The sequence below is a fragment of the Mucilaginibacter glaciei genome (genome assembly GCF_014773245.1).
GTDB lineage: Bacteria > Bacteroidota > Bacteroidia > Sphingobacteriales > Sphingobacteriaceae > Mucilaginibacter > Mucilaginibacter glaciei.
Genome location: NZ_JACWMX010000002.1, coordinates 1 through 23,172 on the forward strand (window position 1 = coordinate 1; position 23,172 = coordinate 23,172).

Annotated in this window: 22 protein-coding genes; 16 read left to right on the forward strand and 6 right to left on the reverse strand. The window is 42.5% G+C overall.

Annotation, left to right across the window (positions count from 1 at the left end; translation table 11 throughout):
- Positions 1–119 precede the first annotated feature (119 nt).
- Positions 120–710 carry a hypothetical protein gene (locus IDJ76_RS04590; protein ID WP_191161243.1) on the reverse strand — a complete coding sequence of 197 codons (591 nt, stop codon included), beginning with the start codon at positions 708–710 and terminating at the stop codon, positions 120–122.
- A gap of 91 nt (positions 711–801) precedes the next feature.
- On the opposite strand from IDJ76_RS04590, the gene IDJ76_RS04595 reads away from it, so the two are divergent.
- The 9 genes from IDJ76_RS04595 to IDJ76_RS04635 all read left to right on the forward strand — a co-directional run bounded on the left by IDJ76_RS04595 (position 802) and on the right by IDJ76_RS04635 (position 13,196).
- A complete protein-coding gene (locus tag IDJ76_RS04595) occupies positions 802–2,133 on the forward strand; it encodes an MBL fold metallo-hydrolase (protein ID WP_191161245.1) in 1,332 nt (443 codons plus the stop codon).
- 96 nt (positions 2,134–2,229) lie between these two features.
- Entirely contained in the window at positions 2,230–2,595 is a 366-nt protein-coding gene (locus tag IDJ76_RS04600; RefSeq protein ID WP_191161247.1) for a helix-turn-helix domain-containing protein, read from the forward strand.
- A 148-nt stretch (positions 2,596–2,743) separates the two neighbouring features.
- On the forward strand, positions 2,744–3,130 hold the full coding sequence (locus tag IDJ76_RS04605; RefSeq protein WP_191161249.1) for a hypothetical protein: 387 nt from the start codon (positions 2,744–2,746) through the stop codon (positions 3,128–3,130).
- A gap of 90 nt (positions 3,131–3,220) precedes the next feature.
- Entirely contained in the window at positions 3,221–3,712 is a 492-nt protein-coding gene (locus tag IDJ76_RS04610) for a MarR family winged helix-turn-helix transcriptional regulator (RefSeq protein ID WP_191161251.1), read from the forward strand.
- A gap of 141 nt (positions 3,713–3,853) precedes the next feature.
- Positions 3,854–6,649: a TonB-dependent receptor gene (locus IDJ76_RS04615; RefSeq protein WP_191161253.1), complete on the forward strand. Its 2,796-nt coding sequence runs from the start codon at positions 3,854–3,856 to the stop codon at positions 6,647–6,649.
- Positions 6,650–6,696: 47 nt separating this feature from the next.
- A complete protein-coding gene (locus IDJ76_RS04620) occupies positions 6,697–8,154 on the forward strand; it encodes a hypothetical protein (protein WP_191161255.1) in 1,458 nt (485 codons plus the stop codon).
- Positions 8,155–8,242: 88 nt separating this feature from the next.
- A complete protein-coding gene (locus tag IDJ76_RS04625; RefSeq protein WP_191161257.1) occupies positions 8,243–8,803 on the forward strand; it encodes a helix-turn-helix domain-containing protein in 561 nt (186 codons plus the stop codon).
- A 121-nt stretch (positions 8,804–8,924) separates the two neighbouring features.
- Positions 8,925–12,182 (forward strand): TonB-dependent receptor, encoded by a 3,258-nt coding sequence (locus tag IDJ76_RS04630; RefSeq protein WP_191161259.1) that lies wholly within the window; start codon positions 8,925–8,927, stop codon positions 12,180–12,182.
- Positions 12,183–12,257: 75 nt separating this feature from the next.
- The gene (locus IDJ76_RS04635) at positions 12,258–13,196 is read left to right on the forward strand and encodes a DMT family transporter (RefSeq protein WP_191161261.1); all 939 of its coding nucleotides are present in this window, start codon (positions 12,258–12,260) and stop codon (positions 13,194–13,196) included.
- A 6-nt stretch (positions 13,197–13,202) separates the two neighbouring features.
- Here IDJ76_RS04635 and IDJ76_RS04640 read toward each other — a convergent pair whose 3' ends face one another.
- Positions 13,203–13,391 (reverse strand): hypothetical protein, encoded by a 189-nt coding sequence (locus IDJ76_RS04640; RefSeq protein ID WP_191161263.1) that lies wholly within the window; start codon positions 13,389–13,391, stop codon positions 13,203–13,205.
- 164 nt (positions 13,392–13,555) lie between these two features.
- Here IDJ76_RS04640 and IDJ76_RS04645 point away from each other — a divergent pair, with 164 nt between their 5' ends.
- The 3 genes from IDJ76_RS04645 (at position 13,556) to IDJ76_RS04655 (ending at position 14,846) form a co-directional block, all read left to right on the forward strand.
- The gene (locus IDJ76_RS04645; RefSeq protein ID WP_191161265.1) at positions 13,556–13,903 is read left to right on the forward strand and encodes a hypothetical protein; all 348 of its coding nucleotides are present in this window, start codon (positions 13,556–13,558) and stop codon (positions 13,901–13,903) included.
- Between the two features lie 47 nt (positions 13,904–13,950).
- Positions 13,951–14,505 carry an arylesterase gene (locus IDJ76_RS04650; protein WP_191161267.1) on the forward strand — a complete coding sequence of 185 codons (555 nt, stop codon included), beginning with the start codon at positions 13,951–13,953 and terminating at the stop codon, positions 14,503–14,505.
- 137 nt (positions 14,506–14,642) lie between these two features.
- Complete coding sequence (locus IDJ76_RS04655; protein ID WP_191161269.1) at positions 14,643–14,846, forward strand: hypothetical protein; 204 nt, start codon at positions 14,643–14,645, stop codon at positions 14,844–14,846.
- A gap of 79 nt (positions 14,847–14,925) precedes the next feature.
- Here IDJ76_RS04655 and IDJ76_RS04660 read toward each other — a convergent pair whose 3' ends face one another.
- From IDJ76_RS04660 to IDJ76_RS04675, 4 genes are all read right to left on the reverse strand, one after another.
- Positions 14,926–15,828: a nucleotidyltransferase family protein gene (locus tag IDJ76_RS04660; RefSeq protein ID WP_191161271.1), complete on the reverse strand. Its 903-nt coding sequence runs from the start codon at positions 15,826–15,828 to the stop codon at positions 14,926–14,928.
- A gap of 68 nt (positions 15,829–15,896) precedes the next feature.
- Entirely contained in the window at positions 15,897–17,012 is a 1,116-nt protein-coding gene (locus IDJ76_RS04665) for a M42 family metallopeptidase (protein WP_191161273.1), read from the reverse strand.
- A 232-nt stretch (positions 17,013–17,244) separates the two neighbouring features.
- Complete coding sequence (locus IDJ76_RS04670; RefSeq protein WP_191161275.1) at positions 17,245–17,664, reverse strand: GNAT family N-acetyltransferase; 420 nt, start codon at positions 17,662–17,664, stop codon at positions 17,245–17,247.
- A 134-nt stretch (positions 17,665–17,798) separates the two neighbouring features.
- A complete protein-coding gene (locus IDJ76_RS04675; RefSeq protein ID WP_191161277.1) occupies positions 17,799–19,340 on the reverse strand; it encodes an acyl-CoA carboxylase subunit beta in 1,542 nt (513 codons plus the stop codon).
- 192 nt (positions 19,341–19,532) lie between these two features.
- On the opposite strand from IDJ76_RS04675, the gene IDJ76_RS04680 reads away from it, so the two are divergent.
- The 4 genes from IDJ76_RS04680 (at position 19,533) to IDJ76_RS04695 (ending at position 23,107) form a co-directional block, all read left to right on the forward strand.
- Positions 19,533–19,781, forward strand: coding sequence for a hypothetical protein (locus IDJ76_RS04680; RefSeq protein ID WP_224746199.1), 249 nt, complete (start codon positions 19,533–19,535; stop codon positions 19,779–19,781).
- Positions 19,782–19,941: 160 nt separating this feature from the next.
- On the forward strand, positions 19,942–21,543 hold the full coding sequence (locus IDJ76_RS04685) for a SulP family inorganic anion transporter (protein WP_191161281.1): 1,602 nt from the start codon (positions 19,942–19,944) through the stop codon (positions 21,541–21,543).
- Positions 21,544–21,662: 119 nt separating this feature from the next.
- Positions 21,663–22,421: a YoaK family protein gene (locus IDJ76_RS04690; protein WP_191161283.1), complete on the forward strand. Its 759-nt coding sequence runs from the start codon at positions 21,663–21,665 to the stop codon at positions 22,419–22,421.
- 11 nt (positions 22,422–22,432) lie between these two features.
- The gene (locus IDJ76_RS04695) at positions 22,433–23,107 is read left to right on the forward strand and encodes a carbonic anhydrase (protein WP_191161285.1); all 675 of its coding nucleotides are present in this window, start codon (positions 22,433–22,435) and stop codon (positions 23,105–23,107) included.
- Positions 23,108–23,172: the final 65 nt, after the last annotated feature.

Genomic DNA, 23,172 nt, shown 5'->3' on the forward strand with positions numbered 1-23,172 from the left:
AAAGAAATTAAACTAAAGTCCTACAACAAAAAAGCTCAAACATCTTTGGTGGATGTTTGAGCTTTTTTATCAATGTTTGTGCAATCAAAAATAGTCAACCTATTTCAGGACTACTCATACTAAAATCGCTTTTTACTCGATTTACTAAGATCTTCGGGACGTTTAGACTTGATATATATGCCATATTGTTTGTCAGTAATATTATAACGATTTTTTAATTCTTCATCTGTTAATATTTGCATTGAAATAAACAAATCGTTGCTTATTAATAAAAGGTCGCCTTCCCAATTTTCAGTTTTTATTTTATCATTAATGATATATAAGAATGTACTGTCGCTTTTAGTCAAATTGTATAGGCTATCATATTGAACCGATGCAGTTCGAAAAAATTTAGTGTAGCGTTCTCTTGCAAAGTTTTTGGAAGTAAATATTATAACTCCGTCGGCAGCGTCATTTCCATAAGCCTTTATAGCTTCATTATCATACAAAACCTTTATAGAAGCTATTGTTTTTGGGTCGAGATGACTGATGTCTTCTCTTGTGATCCTTGCCGAATCCATTATTTGAATCGGGTTTGAACCAAGTTTTTTTATTATTTTTTTTTCATCTTGACCAAAAACTATTGAGGGTATCAATAAAAAAAAAAATAGGAATCTTGTGATCATATGTTTCTTAAGCGTTGGTAAAGCTAAAGATAATATTATTTTCATAAATATCATTTCAGTAATTCCCTACTAATCTTTACCCTCCTCCAACATTCCCTTTCCAACCTAAACATTATCTTTGCCGCCCAATACAGTTATGATAGTTCATCAATTTTACGATAAGGGATTGGCGCATGCATCTTACGCGGTGATACGTACCGGCAGGATGATCGTTATCGATCCTTCCCGCGACCCGCAGCCTTACTATGCCTTTTCAGACTTGCATGGCGCCGATATTACCGGCGTGATAGAAACACACCCCCATGCCGATTTCATTAGCTCGCACCTGGAGATCTACCAAACTACAGGGGCCGTTATTTATGTGAGCAAACTGGCAGGCGCGGCATACCCGCACGAAACATTTGATGATGGCGATGTAATTGCCATCAATGATATCAAGTTAAAGGCGATCAACACGCCGGGCCACTCGCCCGATTCTATTTGTATCTTATTAGAGGACGAGAAAGGCAAGGACTGCGCCATCTTTACGGGCGACACCCTTTTTGCAGGCGATGTAGGCCGCCCCGATCTGCGCGAGAGTGCCGGTAACATTACAGCTAAAAAAGAAGAACTGGCGCGCGATATGTACCACAGCACCCGTACCAAGCTGATGGTTTTACCAAAAGACGTTACGGTTTACCCGGCCCACGGCCCAGGTTCATTATGCGGTAAAAGCATGAACCCCGATTTGCAAACTACCATAGGCAAGGAACTGCGCGAGAATTATGCTTTGCAATTAATGGATGAGTTATCTTTCGTAAAAACACTCACTGCCGACCAGCCCTTTATGCCCAAATATTTTGGCTACGATGTGGAGCTGAATAAAATAGGCGCGCCAAACTTTGCTGTAAGTGTAAATGCAGTGGTGAAGGCAGATGCCAACATAGCATTGGATAAGGATTTATTAGTAATAGATACCCGCCCATCAGCAGCATACAGCAACGGCCATGTAAAGGGAAGCATTAATTTGCAGGATGCCGAGAAGTTTGAAACATGGTTGGGTTCTGTTGTGGCACCTTACGAGTCGTTTTATTTACTTGCAGCAACAGATGAAGCATTAGATATAGTGATTAAAAAAACAGCTAAAATTGGTTACGAAGGCAACATCAGGGCAGCTTTACTTGTACCCGATGATGCTAACGAAAAATCGGCAGTTATTGATCTGGTACATTTTAAAGCTAACCCGGCAGCCTACACCATTATCGATGCAAGAAATTGGGCCGAGATAAAAAGCGGTAAAATATTTGCCAGGGCTTTGACTGTTCCCCTACCTGAATTGCGCGAGCGGATCAGCGAGATCCCTACTGATAAACCTATTGTAGTGCACTGCGCTGCAGGCTACCGTTCTGCCGCAGCAGCAGGCATAATAGCAGCAAATATACAAAACGTGCCGATATACGATCTGAGCGAAGCTGTTAAGGAGTTTTAGGCAGTTATTGATTGATAGATCACTGTCCATTTTATTTTTTTAAAATAACTATGCACTATAAACTATGATCCATTAACTATTTACTATAATTGCCACGTGAATAATTCTGACGACGCAGTTGTAAAACGGATAAAGGTAATTGTTAAGGAGCATGGCGGCCAGCTAGCCTTAGCCAATGCTATCGGGGTCGACCAGGGTTTTATCAGCAAGGTGATCAACAAAAAGCAGGATATCAGCTACTACCTTATCCGCAAACTTTGTTTCCAGTTAAAGTACTCGCCCGAGTGGCTGATATTAGGCACCGGCGAAAAACAGATCCATAAACCCGAATCAGCCAAACTCATTACCGAGATCCAAATGCTACGTACCGAGGTTGATATTCTGCATGCCCGGATGCGCGCTTACGAACTGCAACTGCAAGAAATACAGCACAACAGCATCGAACACCAAAATGTAGGGTAGCCTGCTGAAAAAATCAATTCCATTTACACAGTGTTATGCTTAGTGTGTAAACTTAATGTTAACATTCTATTACTAAATTTATTTACATTGGCTGCAGGCTATTACTTAAATAACTTTGTGCTTTGCAAGTTTGAATTTAACACACTGTATGCGCAAAGCTTTAATGAATTTCCTGTTCTTTTTAGCCGTTTCAGTGATTGTTGCGTTGCCCACTTTCAGGGCATTTTATGGCCCGGCAGTACATCGCTCTTCACATCACATAAAGGTAATTAAAAGGCATGTTATTTTTGAGCAGGCCAACCTGGACCACTGCATACACGATGCAAGCTGGGACCTGATCAAAAAAAGATCTTTATCTGCTCTCCCTTTAATTATTAAGTTAAAATCGGCATCGTTAATATATTTGCTAATAGCCTTTTTGGCGGTAAACTTGTTATTGCTAAGCTCAAAAAAGTCGTCATTAAAATTTTATATCAGCACAAGTACCATCGCGGTACAGCCAATATACCTCTCCTACCGGTCGCTCCTTATATGATCTTCTCTGCGTTGGCGCTTTAGCCAACCAATCCATAATTAACACAATTATTCACGATGCCCTACCCTGTATGGCATCCAATTGTATCTTATGAATTTTGGAGAAGATCTGGCCCTGCAAATAATGCTGACCAATAAATCATACCATCAGTACTTGTTCAGGGCTTTAAAGGATATAGAAGTATATCATCATTACCAGGTGTTACTTGTGATAAACAAGGCGGGCGGCCGCATCGAGCAAAAAAATATTTGCGAAACTCTGCAAATAGAAAAATCAAACATGGTTGCCGTAATTGCTGTACTACAAAAAAAGGGCTACGTAACTAAAGATGTAAACTTTAAAGATAGGCGCGGTAAACTAATTTCGCTCACCGACAAGGCTCGCGACCTTATTATTTTATTGAATAAATTATTCAACTCCTTTGAAGAACATTTAGCAGATGAAGTTACCTGGCAGGAAATGTATAGCTGCCTGCGCGTGTTGAATAAAATAAGCACCATGCTTAACAATGTAAGCATTACAGATGCAGCTGTTGTTAACATTGAAACCCATGAAGTTTTGCGCCAAAACCTGTCGGCCTAAGCTAAACGCGCTAAAAGAACGGCGAATTTGGTTATGATATTGAACCATTGGTAACACATTTACCAGAAATATATAATGTTTTGATAACTGCAAATAATCGTTTGCCAAACACACTTGAAATATTTTTGCATCAAAATAATTATGCCGAACAAATACACACTATCCGTATTCTTAACTATCCTTTTCGGGATGTTAAACTTAACCGTTTTTGCACAAACCAACGGCAAAATTGGTGGTAAAGTTATAGACTCAAAAACCAGCGAAACTTTAATTGGCGCAACGGTTAGCATCCAGGGCACTACCAAAGGCGTAGCTACAGATGTTGAAGGTAAATACCTTTTGGGCGGCATTGCTCCCGGCAAATACACTATCGAAGTGCGCTACATCGGCTACCAGGCTAAATTGGTATCTGATGTTATTGTAAAAGCCGGCGATGTAACCAATCTTGATCTATCTATGGCTGCAGCAACTACCAACGCTTTAAAAGAAGTTGTTGTACGGTCAACCTACAGGCAGGCATCCGTGGCATCATTATACGCGGTTCAAAAAAACAGCGCGTCGATATCTGACGGTATTTCTTCTGAGGTAATCAAACGTTCGCCTGACAGAAACACTGCCGATGTTTTAAAGCGTGTGAGCGGTGCTACCATACAGGACAACAAATTTGTGGTGATTCGCGGGTTAAGTGACCGTTATAACAGTGCCATGCTTGACGGAGCTTCGCTACCAAGTACCGAAAATAACCGCAAGGCCTTTTCATTTGATATTGTACCATCAAACCTGGTAGAAAATTTAACTATTACCAAAACTGCGTCACCAGACCAGCCCGGCGATTTTGCGGGTGGTTTGATCCAGATTGCTACGAAAGACCTTCCCGATCAGAACTTTGTTTCTTTTGGTTTAAGCGGCGGATACAATACAGCCTCTACCGGTAAGGACTTTATAAGCGGACCGCGTAACGCTACCGATTATCTGGGTTTTGATAACGGCAAACGCCAACTGGCAAATGGGTTTGCATCGTCAACCCAGGTGGCTAATGGACTTAGCGAACAGCAGAACCTAAGCTTGCTGCGCTCATTGCCAAATGACTGGAACAGGTATGTAAACACAGCCCTGCCAACTCAAAACTACCAGTTATCAATAGGAAAAGTTAGCGAAAGCGAAAAAACAGGGAACCGTTTCGGTGCTATCCTGGCGCTTACTTATCGCAACCAGCAAAGCATCTACAGTGATATTAAACGTGATTTTTATGGTTACGATTATAATGATGATGCCTACAAATTTAGTACTAACGTAGGTGCTTTATTAAACCTGGGTTACACTTTCGGTAAAAATAAAATCACTTTCAAGAATGTTTACAACAGGATTTTTGACGATCAATATCTTGGCCGTACAGGGCATAACAACTCCGGGTTCGACGTAAATTATTATGCGTTTGACCTGCAGCAAAAAGCCCTATTAAAATCGAGCCTGGAAGGTAACCATCCCCTGGGCGAAAAAGGCGCTAAAATTAACTGGTTATTGAGTTATGGCAATGTATTGAATGATCAGCCAGATCAGCGCAAGGCACTTTACACCCGCGCATCCGGTACAACCAACCCATACCAGGCAGTGCTCTCATCCCTTACCAAAGAGAACTCCACTTTATTTGGTAAGCTGAATGAAAACTCTTACTCGGGCGGTGTAAACTATAGCACCCCTGTTAAACTGTTTACCCAATCAACCTTAAAGGCCGGCCTTTTAAGTTTGTACCGTGACAGAAATTATGACGTACGCTTTATTGGCCCCTTGTTTAGCCAAAAGATCTTGAACGATCCGGATCAGGTTAACACCATTTCAAGGCGCCCGCTTAATACCCTATTTTCAAGGGACCTGATAGACGCCGGGGTTTATAACCTTGCCGAGATCAGCAATATCCCTTCAGATTCATACACCGCCAACTCACTTACCAACTCTGGTTACTTAATGTTGGATAACAAGCTTACCGAAAAATTACGTTTGGTGTGGGGTGCCCGCGTAGAGCAATTCAATGTTAACGTAACGCCGTTAGTTTTCACAAACGCAAGCGATAAAGTACATCAGAATTATACAGACGTATTGCCATCGGCAAACCTGACTTACAGCCTTACAGATAAGATCAACCTGCGTGGATCGTACTCCCGCACACTGGCCAGGCCCGAGTTCAGAGAATTGGCAACATCATCTTATTATGATTATGAATTGCTGGCTTTTCAACAAGGTACGCCAAATTTAAAACGGACTAACATTGATAATTTCGATGTACGTTTCGAGCTGTTCCCATCTGCCGGCCAGATCTTTTCGGTATCGGGTTTCTATAAAAAATTCACCAACGCCATCGAAGCATTTAATGATGATGCTACTTCAACGCGTACGATACGCTATTTTAACAGCGACAAAGCCAATGTTTATGGTGCCGAATTGGAAGTGCGCAAATCACTTGATTTTATAAGGCCTACCGACTTTTTAAAGAACACTACCGCTTATGCAAACATTGCTATTGCCAAATCAGTAGCGCGCAACCCTACAAACTCGGGCTTGAATTTGCAATTTGCCGATCGCCCGCTTATTGGTCAGGCACCATACGTAATCAATGCGGGTTTACAACACAACTTCTTTAAAAACAACCTCACATTCAACGCCTTGTTTAACCGCGTCGGCCAAAGGTTAAGCATTGCAGCGGGCGGCCAATATGCCAACGTATATGAAGTACCACGCAGTGTGATAGATGCCCAGTTGGGTGTTAAAGTATTTAAAAGCAAGGGCGAGCTGAAGTTTAACGCCGGTGATATCTTAAACCAGCGTATTACCTTCTACTACGACCAGAACAATAACAAAAAATATGACGGCGGCGATTACACGCAAAGCAGTTTCAAACAAGGCTCTACCTACACCTTATCATTTACCTATACTCTTTAATAAAAAACCAAACAATAAACAAGCAAAATCAATCAACACTATTTAAAATGAAAAAAATTCTCTTCGTCGCTGCAATTGGCCTAAGCTTTTTAGCTACCAGCTGCTCAAAAAACACGGTTGACCCGACTACGACCCAGCCACCCGTTACTACCGAAACTACGGTTAGCGTAGCTGCCGATGTTACTACAAACACTACCTGGACAGCCGACAAAATATACCTTTTAAAAGGTAATATATTCGTAACAGGTAATGCAACATTAACCATCCAGCCAGGTACTATCATTAAAGGCGATAAAGCAACTAAAGGTGCTTTGATCGTTACACGTGGTTCAAAAATCGATGCTACAGGTACTGTAGATAAACCTATCGTATTTACATCAAGCCAAAGTGTTGGTGCTCGTGCACAAGGCGATTGGGGTGGCGTTATCCTTTTAGGTTCTGCTCCTAACAATGCTGGATCTGCTATTGCTATCGAAGGTATCTCTGATGCTACAGATAAAGGTAAACACGGTGGTAGCAATGCAACCGATAACTCAGGTACATTGAAATATGTACGTATCGAGTATGCAGGTATCGCATTAAGCCCTGATAACGAGATCAACGGTTTAACTTTTGGCAGCGTTGGTTCTGGTACTACTATTGATTATGTAGAAGTTTACCGCTCTGGCGATGATGCTTTTGAATGGTTTGGTGGTTCTGTTAACTGCAAGCATTTATTAGCTATCGATACCTGGGATGATGATTTTGATACTGATAACGGTTTCTCTGGTAAAATTCAGTTTGGTTTGGCTCAGCGTTTAGCTGCTACTGCCGACGTATCAGGGTCAAACGGTTTCGAGTCTGATAACAACGCTACTGGTACAAACGCTACGCCTGTTACAAGTGCTGTTTTTTCTAACATGACCATCTTAGGCCCACGCGAATTTCTTACTGGCGGCCCTTCTATCAATGCTAACTTCCAGCATGGTGCGCAAATCCGTCGTAATTCATCTATTAGCATTCTTAACTCAGTAATTGCAGGTTATACTGAAGGTGTATTTTATGACGATGCTTTGCCTGCAGGTAGCACAGTTAATTCGTCAACTAACTTAACTTCTGGCTCATCTGTTTTTACTAACAACATCATTGCAGCAAGCAATAGCAAAAGCAACCAGATCAAGGCTTCAAACGCTACTACTTTAGCTACAATTACCGCTTTAATAACAGCAAGTAATACTTTCTTACCGGATGTATTTGCCGGTGGTATCTATACAGATCCTTATAAATTTTCTGCTGACCTTGCAGGAACAACAAGCGGAGTTCTTAGATCTGGTATTCCTAACTTTACTCAGGTAGCTTCTTCAGTTGCTTTAACCGGTGCGGTATTTACCAACGCTAAAGTTACTGACGCTTACTTTGATAAAGTTGCTTACCGTGGTGCTTTCGGTACTACCGACTGGACTTCGGGCTGGGCAAGTTACGATCCGCAAAACTTACCTTACACCACCCCGGGTGCTGTAAAATAGTATTGCATATAAAAATCTATACAAAAGCGGCTGCCTCATTGTGTTGGGGCAGCCGTTTTTAATTACAAGTACATCTACTATCCTACCTATGAGTTTTTTTCATGTTAATATCAGCGAAATAGATACGCAAATAGCACAGTTTGCGCGGGCAATTGCTTTACCTATCCGTGTCTTTATTTTAAGAATGATTGCCGAGAACGGTAATGCATTAACCAAACAGGCATTTTATAATAATACCTTTAATGCCACTACTATTAACAAACACTTGCTTGAGTTACGATCATTAGGTATAGTAAAAGTAAAAACGGTACAAGCACAGGCTACCTATTACATCGACCAAAAAATGTTCGACCAAATGTCGGCCAACTTTAGCATGTTTTTTGATAATTCGGCTGCCGCGAACAACTCTGGTTTACTTACTGCCGCAAGCGAAATCCCCGCGGCTAAAAACTTTGGTGCATTCATCAAGCAGCATAGAATGGAACTTAACCTGTCGCAAGAGGCACTTGCTTCAAAACTGGCTATAGACCGCGCATTACTAAGCCGCATCGAAAATGGTAAAAAACAGCTTGACGCAGCCAAATTGGTACTTTTATCGCAGGCACTTTACATTAAAATTGATGATCTGGAACTGGCATACGCCTCTTAATCTGCACGTATTGTCAACATTAAGTTAACATTAAGTATTACACAGTTTATCAAATCATAATTCACTGTTAACATAATCTTAACATTATACGCGAACCTTTGTGGAGTTTTAATAACCCCATATGAAGAAGCTTTACTTTATCATTATTACATTGCTGTTTGCAGTAACTGCAAACGCCCAAATCACCACCGCTGTAGTAAGCGGTAAGGTCACCGACCAGAAAGGCATTACTATGCCTGGCGTAACCGTATCGGTAGTCAATACCAGTACTGGTACCCGCTACGGATCACAAACCAATGCTGATGGGCGCTACACCATCCCTAACGTTAACCCGGGCGGCCCTTACACCTTAACAGCTACTTTTATTGGTTACAACAAGGATGAACGCAGCGATATAACCCTCCAATTGGGCAGCGCTACCTTTAATTTTGTTTTAGCCGATGCTACAACCGCCCTTAAAGAGGTAAGGGTTACAGCCGTAGGCGGTGCTACCAAAACCGGGGCAAGTACCCGCATCAGCCAAAGCCAGATCCGCAATATGCCTTCTATTAACCGTAGTTTGCAGGATCTGACCCGCGCAACACCGCAAAGTAATAACAACTCTTTCCAGGGTACTAACTACCGTTATAACAACGTAACGCTTGATGGTGCCATCAATAATGATGCTATCGGCTTCAGTCCATCATTAGGTGGTCAAAACAATGCTTCGGGACAGGTAGGAAGCAGTACACGTACCAGCCCGGTATCACTTGATGCCATACAGGATATACAAGTATTAGTTGCCCCTTACGATATCAAAATAGGTAACGTATTAGGCGGTAGTATCAACGCAGTTACCCGCAGCGGTACTAATGATGTAACCGGTTCTATTTACGGCTTTGGCCGCGGTGCGTTTTTGGTAGGCCCAAACAATGCACAGGCACAATCTGGCGGTGACGGTTCAAAACTTCCGTCAACCTTTCATGATTACCAAACCGGTATCCGCGTAGGTTTCCCATTGATCAAAAATAAATTGTTCTTCTTTACTAATGAAGAGATTGCCCGCAGGCAGGATCCGGTTATTGCGGCAGCAGGTAGTGCAGGTTCTGCAAAGGTATTAACCCTGCAGGATGCCATGGACATTAAAAATAAAATGGCCAGCTATGGTTTTGATGCCGGTACTTATGACAACACCTCCATCTTCTCAAACTCGAACAAGTTCTTTAACCGTTTGGACTGGAATATCAATGACAAAAACCAGTTGACCATTCGTAATAACACCATCACGTCTACCGCTACCAACCTGGAGCGCGATCAGCAAAACTTCCGTTTTGGCAGCATCGATTACACATCGCACAATAATTCAAGTTCAACCGTAGCCGAATTAAAAAGCAGGTTTAGCAATAACGTTAACAACAGTTTGGTAATTGGTTATTCTAACGTACATGATTACCGCGACCCTACATCAAACCCTGCTCTTCCACAGATAGAGATCACAGGCCGCACACCGGGTACCACTATATTTTTAGGTACCGACAGAGAGGCATCTATATTTGATATGCGCCAAAAAACTATCGAGTTTACCGACAACTTAACTTTAACTAAAGGCAAGCATACCTTCACTTTCGGTACGCACAACGAGTTTTATGATATCACTTATAACTTTGTAAATGCCTGGAACGGCCGTATAGCTTATAGCAGTGTTGCTAACTTTTTAGCTAACAGCCCGTCACGTACCCGTGCCAACTACAACTACACAAACAACACCCGCGATTATATAATTGCCAACCCATCTGCCCGATTTAATGTTAACCTTTTAAGCCTTTACGGCCAGGACGAGATCCAGCTGACCGACAACTTTAAATTAACCGCTGGTATCCGTTTTGACTACGCTGATGTACCTAACAAACAACAGCTGAGTGCAAAAACAAGTAATGCCCCTGCCGATGCCTTTTACGGCAATACATTTACTTATACCAAGCCACGCACAATTGCTCAGAATTACTTAGGTAATATTGAAGTTAACCCGCGTGTATCATTTAATTGGGACGTGCTGGGCGATCAGAGTTCGGTATTACGTGGCGGTAGCGGCTTCTTTACGGGCCGTGTTCCTTTTGCATGGTTTGGTTATGCATTTTATAACAATGGTAACACTTATGGTGCTTACGATAAAAGGCCAAATGCGACGTCTCCTATCACACCGGGCACTAACCCTATACAGGCCCCTGCCAATGGTGGTTTAGGTTATGTACAACAACAAGTACCAGCGGTTAATACATCTGCTGCGGGCCCAACCCAGGTAGATTTAATTGACAATAATTTTAAAATGCCGCAAGTATGGCGTTCAAACCTGGCTTATGATTTAACCACCGCTAACCGTTGGAAATTCACTTTAGAAGGTATTTACACCAAGGTAATTCATGACCTGAAATTCCAGCAGGTAAATACTAAAGACCAGGTTACCTACTACCCTTACGATACGCAGCAACAGCAGCCTATATTTGTTAACCAGGCGGTTAACTCATCATATACCAACGCCTACTTGTTATCAAACACCAGCCAGGGTTACCGTTACAGCTTAACCGCACAGGTTGCTAAAAACTTCCCTTTTGGATTGAATGCTTCGGTAGCCTATACCTACGGCCACTCAAAAGATGTTACCAATGGTATACGTAACTCAATGGAAAGTAACTGGCAGCTTAACCAGGCGCTTAACCCGAATAACCCGGGTTTAGCTAACTCAAACTTTGATATCCGCAGCCGCATCGTATCAAACATCAATTACATGGTTAACTGGGATAAAGAGAAAAACTACACGGCTAACTTTACCTTCTTCCTGAGCGCGCAAACAGGTAACCCGTTCACCTACGGTTTCTTACCAAGTGCTATAGATGGTACAGGCCAGCAAGTTAGTTTAGCCTACATCCCTAAAACAGGCGAAACTGTTAACTTTTTCAGCGATGTAGTTGGCGGTGCTACGGCAGCACAACAGGCAGCAGCGTTCGATTCATACATTGATGGAAACAAGTACCTGAAAACACGCCGCGGCCAGTTTACCGAGCGTAACGCGGCTTACACGCCATGGAACAATAACCTTGATTTCCGTTTCTCGCAAGACTTTAAGTTTGGTAACGGTAAACGTAAACAAGTAATTACCTTCACTTACGACATCATTAACTTAACCAACCTGCTGAACAAAAAATGGGGCCAATACTACTTCTCGGCTAACACTTTCAACTCAACATCAAGCGTTGGTTTAACACCAAAAACGACACCTGCCTTTGGCGCAGTATCAACAACATATCCTAAATACACCTTTGCTGATCCGGGTGTACCATATTCTGTTGATCTGTTCGCTTCGCGCTGGCAAATGCAGTTTGGTTTGCGTTACGCATTCTAAACCGGCATAGTCAAATATTTAAAAGCCGCCCGATTTTTCGGGCGGCTTTTTGTTTATAATAGCTACCTTGCAACCATGCAGCAAACCGGTAGCCCCTCAGTACTGCCTCCCGCCTTTATTAACTGGATCATGTTTATCTCCATCTGTTTAATATGGGGTAGTTCATTTATTTTAATGAAACTGGGCCTGTATGATACGGCACACAAGCCTTTGCTCAGCGCCTACCAGGTGGCTGCTATACGCATCATTACCGCCGGGATAGTGCTTTTCCCCGTACTCATCAGTAACCGCAGCAAGATCCCTTTTAAGCTTTCTGGATGGATGATATTTTCGGGCATATTTGGCAGTTTCCTGCCTGCATTTTTATTTTGCATTGCCGAAACTAAAATAGATAGCGCCCTGGCCGGTACGCTAAACTCCCTCACCCCCATCTTTGCTATTATATTCGGATTTTTGTTCTTTGGTCATAAGATCCCGCTTGGGCAAATTGCAGGTATCATCATCGGGTTTGGAGGCATTGTGTTGCTTTACCTGGTCAAACAACACTCAGGTGCAGGGCAAATTAGTTATGGCGGGCTGGTTATAATGGCCACTATTTTTTACGGCATTAATATCGTTGTTGTAAGGCGGCATTTAAATGGCGTAAGCCCGCTGGTAATCACCGCTTTCTCTTTAATAGCTGTTACTTTGCCATCGTTGGTAATTTTATGGCACAGCGGCTTTTTCAACTTACCATTAGCACAGCCGCAGTACATTAAAGCTTGCCTGGCGGTTTGCACGTTGGGCATATTGGGTACGGCATTAGCCTGGGTTTTATTCTATGCGCTGGTGCAACGCACAAGTGTGCTGTTTACCTCAACCGCCAGCTACGGCATCCCGTTTGTAGCATTTGCCTGGGGTTGGTACTACGGCGAAACCATAACTGCGGCACAAATAGGCTGCCTGTTTATCATATTAGGCGGCGTATATTTAACTAAAATTGATTTTAGCAGGTATCGCAAAAGGGTGGTTTAGTCGCTACTATACTCCGGTCAACGCATTTTTAAAAGCATTAATCTCCACCTCACCAACCACTTGTCCTTTAAATAAAACGGCTATTCTGTCGTCTTGCTTTTGCAGTTGCAGACTACCCTTAAACAATTGTATTTTGGATGACGAAATTAAAGTCCTCAGTACAGAAACGTACTCTTTACGACAGGCTAACTCCATTTGCCCATCGGCTACAACAAGGCGTACTCTTTTATCATGGGGTTCGATACGGAAAATACTTTTTCAGTTAGTTTTAGCATCTGCATTATCATGCACTGAATTTACAGTTATCCCGTGAAACTTTTTTATCTGCTGAATGTCTCCTTTAAATAAATTTCAAGTACATGACACCGATACACTTTACCGTTGGCAACGAAAGAGCCGTGAAAGTTATCCCTAATACACAAGGGCAGGTAGATGGTCACCCGGTATTAACTTACACCTATAACATTTACGCCGATAGCAATTTTGACGATGCCCACACGCTGCAACGCCAGGAGAGCGAGCTTTTACTGGAAAAAAAGCTCGATCCAAATTACCTCGGTTATATTACTTTTGAAGAACCCGGTAAACTATTTAGCTACACTGCCGACGGGTATGACGACCTGACATCCGGAGAGGTGGAGGAGATCATCGAGCACATTACCCATTACCGCGAAAACCCAGGGATGTGGGCGGCAGATGAATTTTAAATTTAAAAGACATCCAAAACATTAAACCGGCGCATAGTTAACCACCCATGCAACACATTTTATTTTTTGGCGATAGTTTAACGGCTGGTTATGGGCTGGCCAATACCGCAACAGAATCATTCCCCGCGTTGATAAGTGAAAAGCTCAAGGCCCAAAACCTGCAATACCATGTTACAAACGCAGGCTTAAGCGGGGATACAACCTCGGGAGGTCTTTCGAGATTAACCTATTGGTTACGTAAACCGGTTGATATTTTTGTATTGGAGCTGGGCATTAATGATATCCGTCGTGGCGTTAAGCTAGCCATCATTCAGCAAAATTTGCAGGCCATTATCAACCAGGTAAAAACGAAAAATCCACATGCAAAACTGGTACTTTTAGGTATGGAGATCCCCATATTTTTGGGTGGTAACCTTGCTGTAGAAGTTGGCGCGATATATCGCCAACTGGCTCAAACAAATCAAATGGCATTTGTGCCGTTTTTATTAAAGGGCGTTGCCGGGCTAAAACACTTAAACCTTCGCGACATGGTGCACCCATCTGCGGCAGGGTATAAAATTGTAGCAGAGTTAGTATGGCCAGCCATCCATAATTTGCTGTAAACAGCTAATTCACAACTACAAGTATTAAGACAACCTGAGGGAGTGATTTTAGACTTTCTAAGCCATCTATTACTATTGAACGTTACGTAAGTTGGCTAACGTCTGAAATTTATTAGTCGCCCCCAACAAATTTAGACTTGAGAGTTAATGAAATTGCTGACATTTTAATCGGCTTGTTGCTTATTGTGAGTGGCGCCGGTGCGTTTTTATATATCCTGAAACAAGCTACCAACGAGGCCAAAAGCAATAAACAATATCTTTGGTTTAGCCTTGCGGCAGTAGCACTTTTGCTAATGGGTTTAGCCGCCATTTATGAAGGGGTAGAAACAACTATTTCATAAATATAAAAAAAGGCCGGAAGATCACTCTCCCGGCCGGAACTGCTTATAGCAGCTTTATTTTATTAAAATGAACCGTGTATTATTCCCAAAGGTTGTTTGGGTATGTACCGTTCTCCACCAATTCTGATATTGATTTTTGCACAATGGGCTTATCTTCCTTGTAAGTTACACCAAACCATTTTTGCGCGGTAGGGATAACTTTGAATGAAGCCGTACCGCTTTTGATCAACTCGTCGGCTACTAAAGGGATAAAGAATTCTGATTTTGGGTTCTCTTTATTAGCAGCAACAAACTTTTTAAACAGATCAAGGCTCTGATCAAATACAGCAGGTGTAAAGCCCCAAAAATTCATAGATACGCGGGTATCATTAGGTAACGAATGTTCACCGGTTGCATCTTTATAAACCACACTGCCATCGTCTTTAAAGTAAACCTCGGTACGCTCGTTTACCTCAGTCATGTTACCTTTATCATTTACCGCGCAAACACCGCGCGATACGGTACCATAATCTGATAAGGTTTTATCTATCTGGTAACCGATAATGGCATATTTATCGTCGGCAACTTCGGTAGTTAAAAAATCCGCCATTTTTTTGAAAGCGTCGTAACCGTAAAAATCATCAGCATTAATTACGCAGAAAGGCTCTTTTACCTGGTTACGTGCCGCTAAAACCGCATGTGCAGTACCCCATGGTTTAGCACGTTCTACCCTTTCGGTAATTCCGAAAGGTTCCAGGTCGAAGCTCTGGAAAACATAATCAGTTTCTACGCGGCCTTTCAATTTGGGCTCAAATATGGTCTTAAAGTTTTCGGCAAATTCCTCGCGAATGATAAAGCTAACTTTACCAAACCCGGCCTTTATAGCATCGTATATAGAATAGTCTATAATGGTTTCGCCATTAGGGCCAAAGCCATCAACCTGTTTCATACTTCCGTAACGGCTGGCCATACCTGCGGCCAATATTAATAGTGTAGGTTTCATTTGTGAGATGGGGTATTACTTAGTGTGTTATCTTAAACAAATATAAATTATGCCTAAAAGTTTTAATATTATTTAATGTATCTAAAATCCTGACCGTTCTGGATGGTCAACAAAGATTCGTATATCAGACGGATAACATTATCTACATCCTCTTTATGAATCATCTCTACCGTGGTGTGCATATAACGTAATGGTAAAGAGATCAACGCTGATGGTACGCCGTCGTTAGAGTAAGCAAACGCATCGGTATCTGTACCCGTACTACGAGATGATGCCTGGCGCTGAAACGGGATCCCCGCTTTTTTCGCAGCGTCTATCAATAATTTGTTCAGGTTGTTTTGTACCGCCGGGGCGTATGAAATTACAGGGCCCTTACCACAGGCCAGATCGCCCTGAGTGATCTTATTGATCATCGGGGTGCCCGTATCATGCGTAACATCGGTTACGATGGCTACGTTTGGCTTTATACGATGAGCGATCATCTCGGCACCGCGTAAACCTATTTCTTCCTGCACGGCATTTACAATGTATAAGCCGAAAGGCAATTTTACGTTGTTCTCTTTTAATAAACGGGCAACCTCGGCAATCATAAAACCACCGGCGCGGTTATCCAGGGCGCGGCCAACATAATAGCGGTTGTTCAGCACCATAAACTCATCTTCATAAGTGATCACACAACCTACATGGATGCCCATTTTCTCTACCTCTTCTTTACTGGTGCACCCGCAATCTAAAAAGATATTTTTCAAAGTGGGGGCCTCTTCCTTTTCGCCGCCTAAGCGGGCGTGGATAGCCGGCCAGCCGAACACTGCCTTTACAATGCCGTTATCGGTATGGATGTCTACCCGTTTAGAAGGTGCTATCTGATGATCTGACCCGCCATTGCGGATCACGTAGATCAAGCCATCGTTGGTAATGTAGTTTACGAACCACGAAATCTCGTCGGCATGGGCTTCGATCACTACCTTATACTCGGCTGTAGGGTTAATAATACCCACCGCAGTACCGTAATTATCTGTATAAAAATCGTCGATATAAGGTTTTAAATAGTCCAGCCACAATTGCTGGCCTTTCCATTCAAAGCCGGTAGGAGACGGATTATTGATATATTTTTCGAAAAATGCGAGGGATGTTTCGTTCACTATAGCAGGCTTTTGTGCTGCTTCGGGTTTCTTTTTAGCCATTTGTTATCATATTAGGCCTTTAGGCCGTAATGCAAATATAATAAAGCGCACGATATGAAACAGCAAGAATTACACCCTGCGGGAGTATAAATTACAAGGCTAAGATTATTGTTTACTTAATATACGCTTAATAAGCAAAGCGCACTTTTGCGGCGTCTTAAAATAATAAGATCAGTTAGTTAAAGTTAAAAGTTAGTTAGAAGGATCAGTCGGCGCAAGGCGGACTGATCTTTTATTTTGAAGGGAGATCCTTTTCCATGATAATGTAGTCCACCCCATTCTTGCGGAACATCTCGCCTGCCTCCTTAAAGCCAAATTTTGCATAGAAACCGGTTGCCGATAACCTGGCATTACACCATAAATGCGTACCCTGTTCCAGTTCCACAAAACCGGTAATATAATCCAACAATTGCCTGCCGATGCCCTGGCCCTGCACTTTGTCGCTCACGGCAAACTTGCGAAACTGCCAGTCGGTACCATTTTGAAACACGGATACGACCGCCACAATATAATTATCCTTAAACGCCGCAAAGTGGTAGCCGTGGTTATCCTCGTCCATTGCCATCTCCTGGTTGGTTTGTTCAGGATATAAAATATCCCGGCGTAGTTGCCAGGTAAGTTCGGGGCGAATTTGTTCGATCTGTAAACTCATTTATTAAGTCGATTCGTGTCTCTCAATTTCTAAATCCCTCCTTGGGGAGGGGTGTGTTAGGTTGTGGGGTGGCGTGGAGGGGTTAAACGCTCGGCTAGCCCGACCCAGCTCGACTGAGAACTGGATTTATTTATTTACAACGGAATATTCCCGTGCTTTTTCTTCGGATTATTCACCACTTTATTCTCCAGCATTTTAAAGGCATGTATCAGTTTGATGCGGGTGTCTGCCGGGGCGATTACTTCATCGATAAAGCCACGCTCGGCAGCGCGATACGGGTTGGCAAATATTTCGGCATATTGCTGTTCCTTTTCGCGCCATTTGGCTTCCGGGTCTTCGGCTGCTGTAATCTCGCGTTTAAAAATGATCTCGGCAGCACCTTTGGCACCCATAACGGCAATTTCAGCACTTGGCCAGGCGTAATTCATATCCGCACCAATGTGTTTAGAGTTCATTACATCATAAGCACCACCGTAAGCTTTGCGGGTAATCACGGTGATACGCGGAACGGTAGCCTCGCAGAAAGCGTATAGCAACTTTGCACCATTGGTTATAATGGCGTTCCACTCCTGGTCGGTGCCCGGTAAAAAGCCCGGCACATCTTCAAATACCAGCAACGGAATGTTAAAGCTATCGCAAAAACGAACGAAGCGGGCTGCTTTTGTAGATGAGTTGATATCCAGCACCCCTGCTAAAAACGCAGGCTGATTGGCCACAATACCAATGCTGCGGCCAGCCAGGCGGGCAAAGCCCACTACAATATTTTCTGCAAAATCTTTATGTACTTCTAAAAACGAACCTTCATCAATCACTTGCTCAATTACCTCGCGGATGTCATAGGGTTGTGAAACATTCTCGGGCAAAATATCCGTTAGTACGGGGCGTTCTTCGTTCTTTACCTCGTAAGGCAGCGCAGGGGCGCGGTCTTCACAATTTTGCGGCATATAGCTCAATAGCTTTTTAACATGTTGTATAGCCGAAATCTCATTAGCGCAGGCAAAATGGGTTACGCCGCTTTTGGTAGCGTGGGTGTTAGCACCACCTAATTCTTCAGATGTGACCACCTCATGCGTTACCGTCTTCACCACGTTGGGGCCTGTTACAAACATATAGCTGGTATGCTCAACCATTAAAATAAAATCGGTAATCGCAGGCGAATACACCGCGCCGCCTGCGCAGGGGCCCATAATGGCCGATAGCTGAGGCACTACACCGCTGGCCATGGTATTGCGGTAAAATATATCGGCATAGCCTCCTAACGATACCACACCCTCCTGGATGCGGGCACCACCCGAGTCATTCAGTCCAACTACCGGCGCGCCGTTCTTCATGGCCAGATCCATTATTTTACAGATTTTCTCGGCATGCGTTTCTGAAAGCGAGCCGCCAAAAACAGTGAAATCCTGCGAGAACACGTAAACCAGCCGGCCATTCACATTACCATAGCCTGTAACTACGCCGTCGCCGGGATATTTTTCCTTTTCCATCCCAAAATCTGTCGAGCGGTGGGATACCAGCATACCAATTTCCTGAAAGGAACCATCGTCAAGCAAAAAATGCAAACGCTCACGTGCTGTAAGCTTTCCTTTTTTATGCTGACTTTCTATCCGTGCCTGGCCGCCACCTGCCAATGCCTGATCGCGCTTTTGCTGAAGATTTTCTAACTTTTTATTCACAAGAGGTTACAATTGGTAATGGGCTAAAAATAGTAATTAAAATGTAAGATTACGTTTAAGCATGTTCCGCTTGCATTTCACAAACAAATATTTTTATATTTGCGATGCATGAAAACAAGGAATTTCAAAATTTCTGTGACGGTATTATTTATAAGCATCTTTCTTATTAAGATGGTTATATCTATGGCGCCTATGTTTTTAAGCACCGATAACAAAACGGTTAAAGCGGTTATTATGCAATTAGAGCATGAATCAAAAACCGAAAAGGAAGATCCGGATAAGGGTTCATTTAAAGAAAAGAAATCTTTTGATGAGAACATTAATCACCTTATCGCCTATACCTCATTCGTTGCCGAAGAAAGCGTTTTACACAACTTAGAAAATTCGCTTTTCACACAGGTCTATCACCCGATAGTACCCACCCCGCCTCCCAACGCATAATTTTATCGCGCCTGGTTTTACATCCGGGCAGGCTAAAGCCGTCCGTACGTTTTTTAATGTATAGTTCGAATTAGCTGCTACTGTTTACATCTCCATATTGAAGAGAAGATGTTGATGCCCCTGTTTATCTAAAACTTCATTTTTTCTATACCACAGCATTATGCAAATTAAGCAAGGAGGCTTGTCTTCGGATAACCTTAACCTGAAAAAATACTTTCTTGCCAAAAATTTAAAAAAGGATCTGCCGGCAGGCCTGGTTGTATTCCTGGTAGCTTTACCGCTATGTTTGGGTATAGCCCTCGCATCTGGCGCGCCTTTGTTTTCGGGGATTCTCTCGGGCATTATTGGCGGTATAGTTATAGGTATGCTTAGCGGTGCGCAATTAAGCGTTGCAGGGCCTGCTGCAGGGCTTACCGTGATCGTTTTAAATGCTATCAATGGGCTTGGATCGTACGACGTATTTTTGCTTGCAGTTGTTTTAGCAGGAGTGTTCCAAATGATATTGGGGCTGGTTAAAGCGGGCACTATTGCCAACTACTTCCCATCGTCGGTTATCGAAGGGATGCTTGCCGCTATCGGGATAATTTTGATCATGAAGCAATTCCCGCATGCGGTTGGGTTTGATAAAGATTTTGAAGGTGATGAAGGCTTTGCACAATCAAATGCAGACAATACCTTTTCGGGTATATCCAGCGCCTTACGTAAAATTAATTACGGCGCCGTTATTATTAGTTTGATCTCGCTTGCGCTGATGATATACTGGCCGCGGATAAAAAAGGTTGCTGCTTTACCTGCGCCATTAATGGTGGTATTGATAGGTACTGCTTTAGCATTTGCCTTTAAAAATACCGGCCTTGCTCTTTTAGATAAACAATTTGTACAAATACCATTAGTGCATAGCACAACAGAGTTTTTCGGGCTATTTAAATCCCCCAATTTTAATGCGATAGGCAATAAACAAGTTTGGATAACGGCATTTACCATAGCGGTCGTTGCCAGTTTAGAAACCTTATTAAGCCTTGAAGCTGTAGATAAAATAGACCCGATCAAAAGAATATCGCCTACAAACCGCGAACTGGTTGCTCAGGGGGCTGGCAATTTAGTGAGCGGTTTACTGGGCGGTTTACCCATGACGGCGGTTATCGTACGGTCATCAGCCAATGTTAATTCCGGGGCGCGCACCAAAATGAGCGCGATTTTCCACGGATTTTTATTACTGATATGCCTGCTGGCCATTCCGTCGTTTTTAAATATGATACCCTTATCCTGCCTGGCGGCAATATTGTTAACAGTGGGTTACAAATTGGCAAAGGTGTCGTTATTTAAACACATGTGGCATAAAGGGCTCGATCAGTTTATCCCCTTTGTCATCACGATCATCGCCGTAGTATTTACCGATCTTTTAATAGGCGTAGGTATTGGGATGATGGTGGGTGTGTTTTACATACTGCGCACTAACCTGCGCAACCCATTCTTCTATACAATAGGGCCAAACGGCGAAAAGAATACCATACTGATCAAACTTGCAGAGGAGGTTTCCTTTTTAAATAAGGCAACAATACAAATTACCTTAACCAACCTTCCTAAAGGTACCAATGTGATCATAGATGGTTCAAATTCCCGCTATATAGACCCCGACGTGTTAGAGATCATTAATAATTATAAGCACAATGCTTACACAAAGGGCATTATTGTACAACTGCAGAATATTAAAGAGCGGTACGAAGTGCCGCCGATGAAAGAATTGGTTTACAAACCTTAAAAGGGAATATGCCATATCAAATACTCAAGATTAAGCAAACGGACGTCTTTTCTATTTTAGCTGAAACATGCTTTAAAAATTGACGTTAAACGTAAAACATACAGGTACTTAAAAATTTCATGTTAAGACAAACAAGTAAAAAACGAACTTTAAAACAAAACCTAATGCTGGCCTCCTCGACAGCATTTGTAGCAGGTATAATTGATGTGTGCAGCTTATTGGCTTTCCTGGCTTTCACATCTAACGTAACAGGGCACGTGGCCAGTTTTGCAAAAAATATAGTGGAGCGCGATTATGATTCGATCATCATTTTTGGTGTATGGATGTTCATGTTCATGCTGGGTGCGTTCGTATCTAATTTTATTATGAAATCTGTTATCCATATCAGCAATTACAAAGCGCATTCTATACCCATTGTTATAGAAATGATAGTACTTGTATTCGTAGCGATATACGGTAATAACTTTTATCACGAAACACAGCAAGAGCGGCAGATTGTAATAGGCGCATTGCTTTTTGCAATGGGCTTACAAAATAGTGTAGCCTCCAATGTATCGGGCGGGTTAGTAAAATCAACACACCTAACAGGCTTGTTTACAGACCTGGGTAGTGAACTGGCCGATTGGATGCACCCTAAAACAGCAGATAGCCAGGAAGTAAAAAACAAGATAATTGTAAGGTTTACTATCCTCGGATTTTTTATTTTTGGCGGGTTAATGGGCGGTTACTTCTTTAACCTTTATGAATTTAAGGTGTTTTACGTAGTACCGTTTATACTTCTTACTATTTTGCTGTATGATCTGTTACCTATGTTTTACCATCGCGTATTTCAATTAATATATCCGAAAAAAAATACCATATCAAAAAGTACTAATTAAAATTAAAAACTATGAGCGCAAAAGAAAGTGAATTGATACACGATACCAGCAATATTACTTATGAAGGTTTGCTGGAAGGAAATAAAAAATTTGTAGCGGAAACGCTGGATGCTGACCCTAATTATTTCAAAACGCTGGCAGCCGGCCAAAAGCCGCCTATTTTATGGATAGGATGCTCAGACAGCCGTGTACCCGCCAACCAGATAACCCGAACCAACCCGGGTGAAATATTTGTACACCGTAACATTGCCAATATGGTCATACATACCGATATGAGCATGCTGAGTGTACTTGATTATGCCATAAATGTTTTAAAGGTTAAGCATGTTATTGTTACCGGCCATTACGGTTGTGGTGGCGTTTTAGCAGCCATGACCAGCAAGCAATACGGCTTAATTGACAACTGGTTAAGAAACATCAAAGATGTTTACCGCTGGCATGCAGATGAACTGAATGCCATTGAAAACGAGAAGGAACGCGCAGACCGCCTGGTAGAGTTGAATGTAATAGAGAATGTGAGCAACTTGTGCGAAAATACTATTGTACAAAACGCATGGCAGGCAGGCCAGGAATTGCATGTACACGGTTGGGTGTACAGCTTATCTACCGGTATTATCAAAGATATGAAGGTAAGTGCCAGCAATAACAAAGAAATGGACGAGGTATTCAGATTTGAAGGGAAATAGAAATTCTTTTTAACAGCCCTGATAGAGCGTCCATAAAAAAACCTCCTTTGCATAAAGGAGGTTTT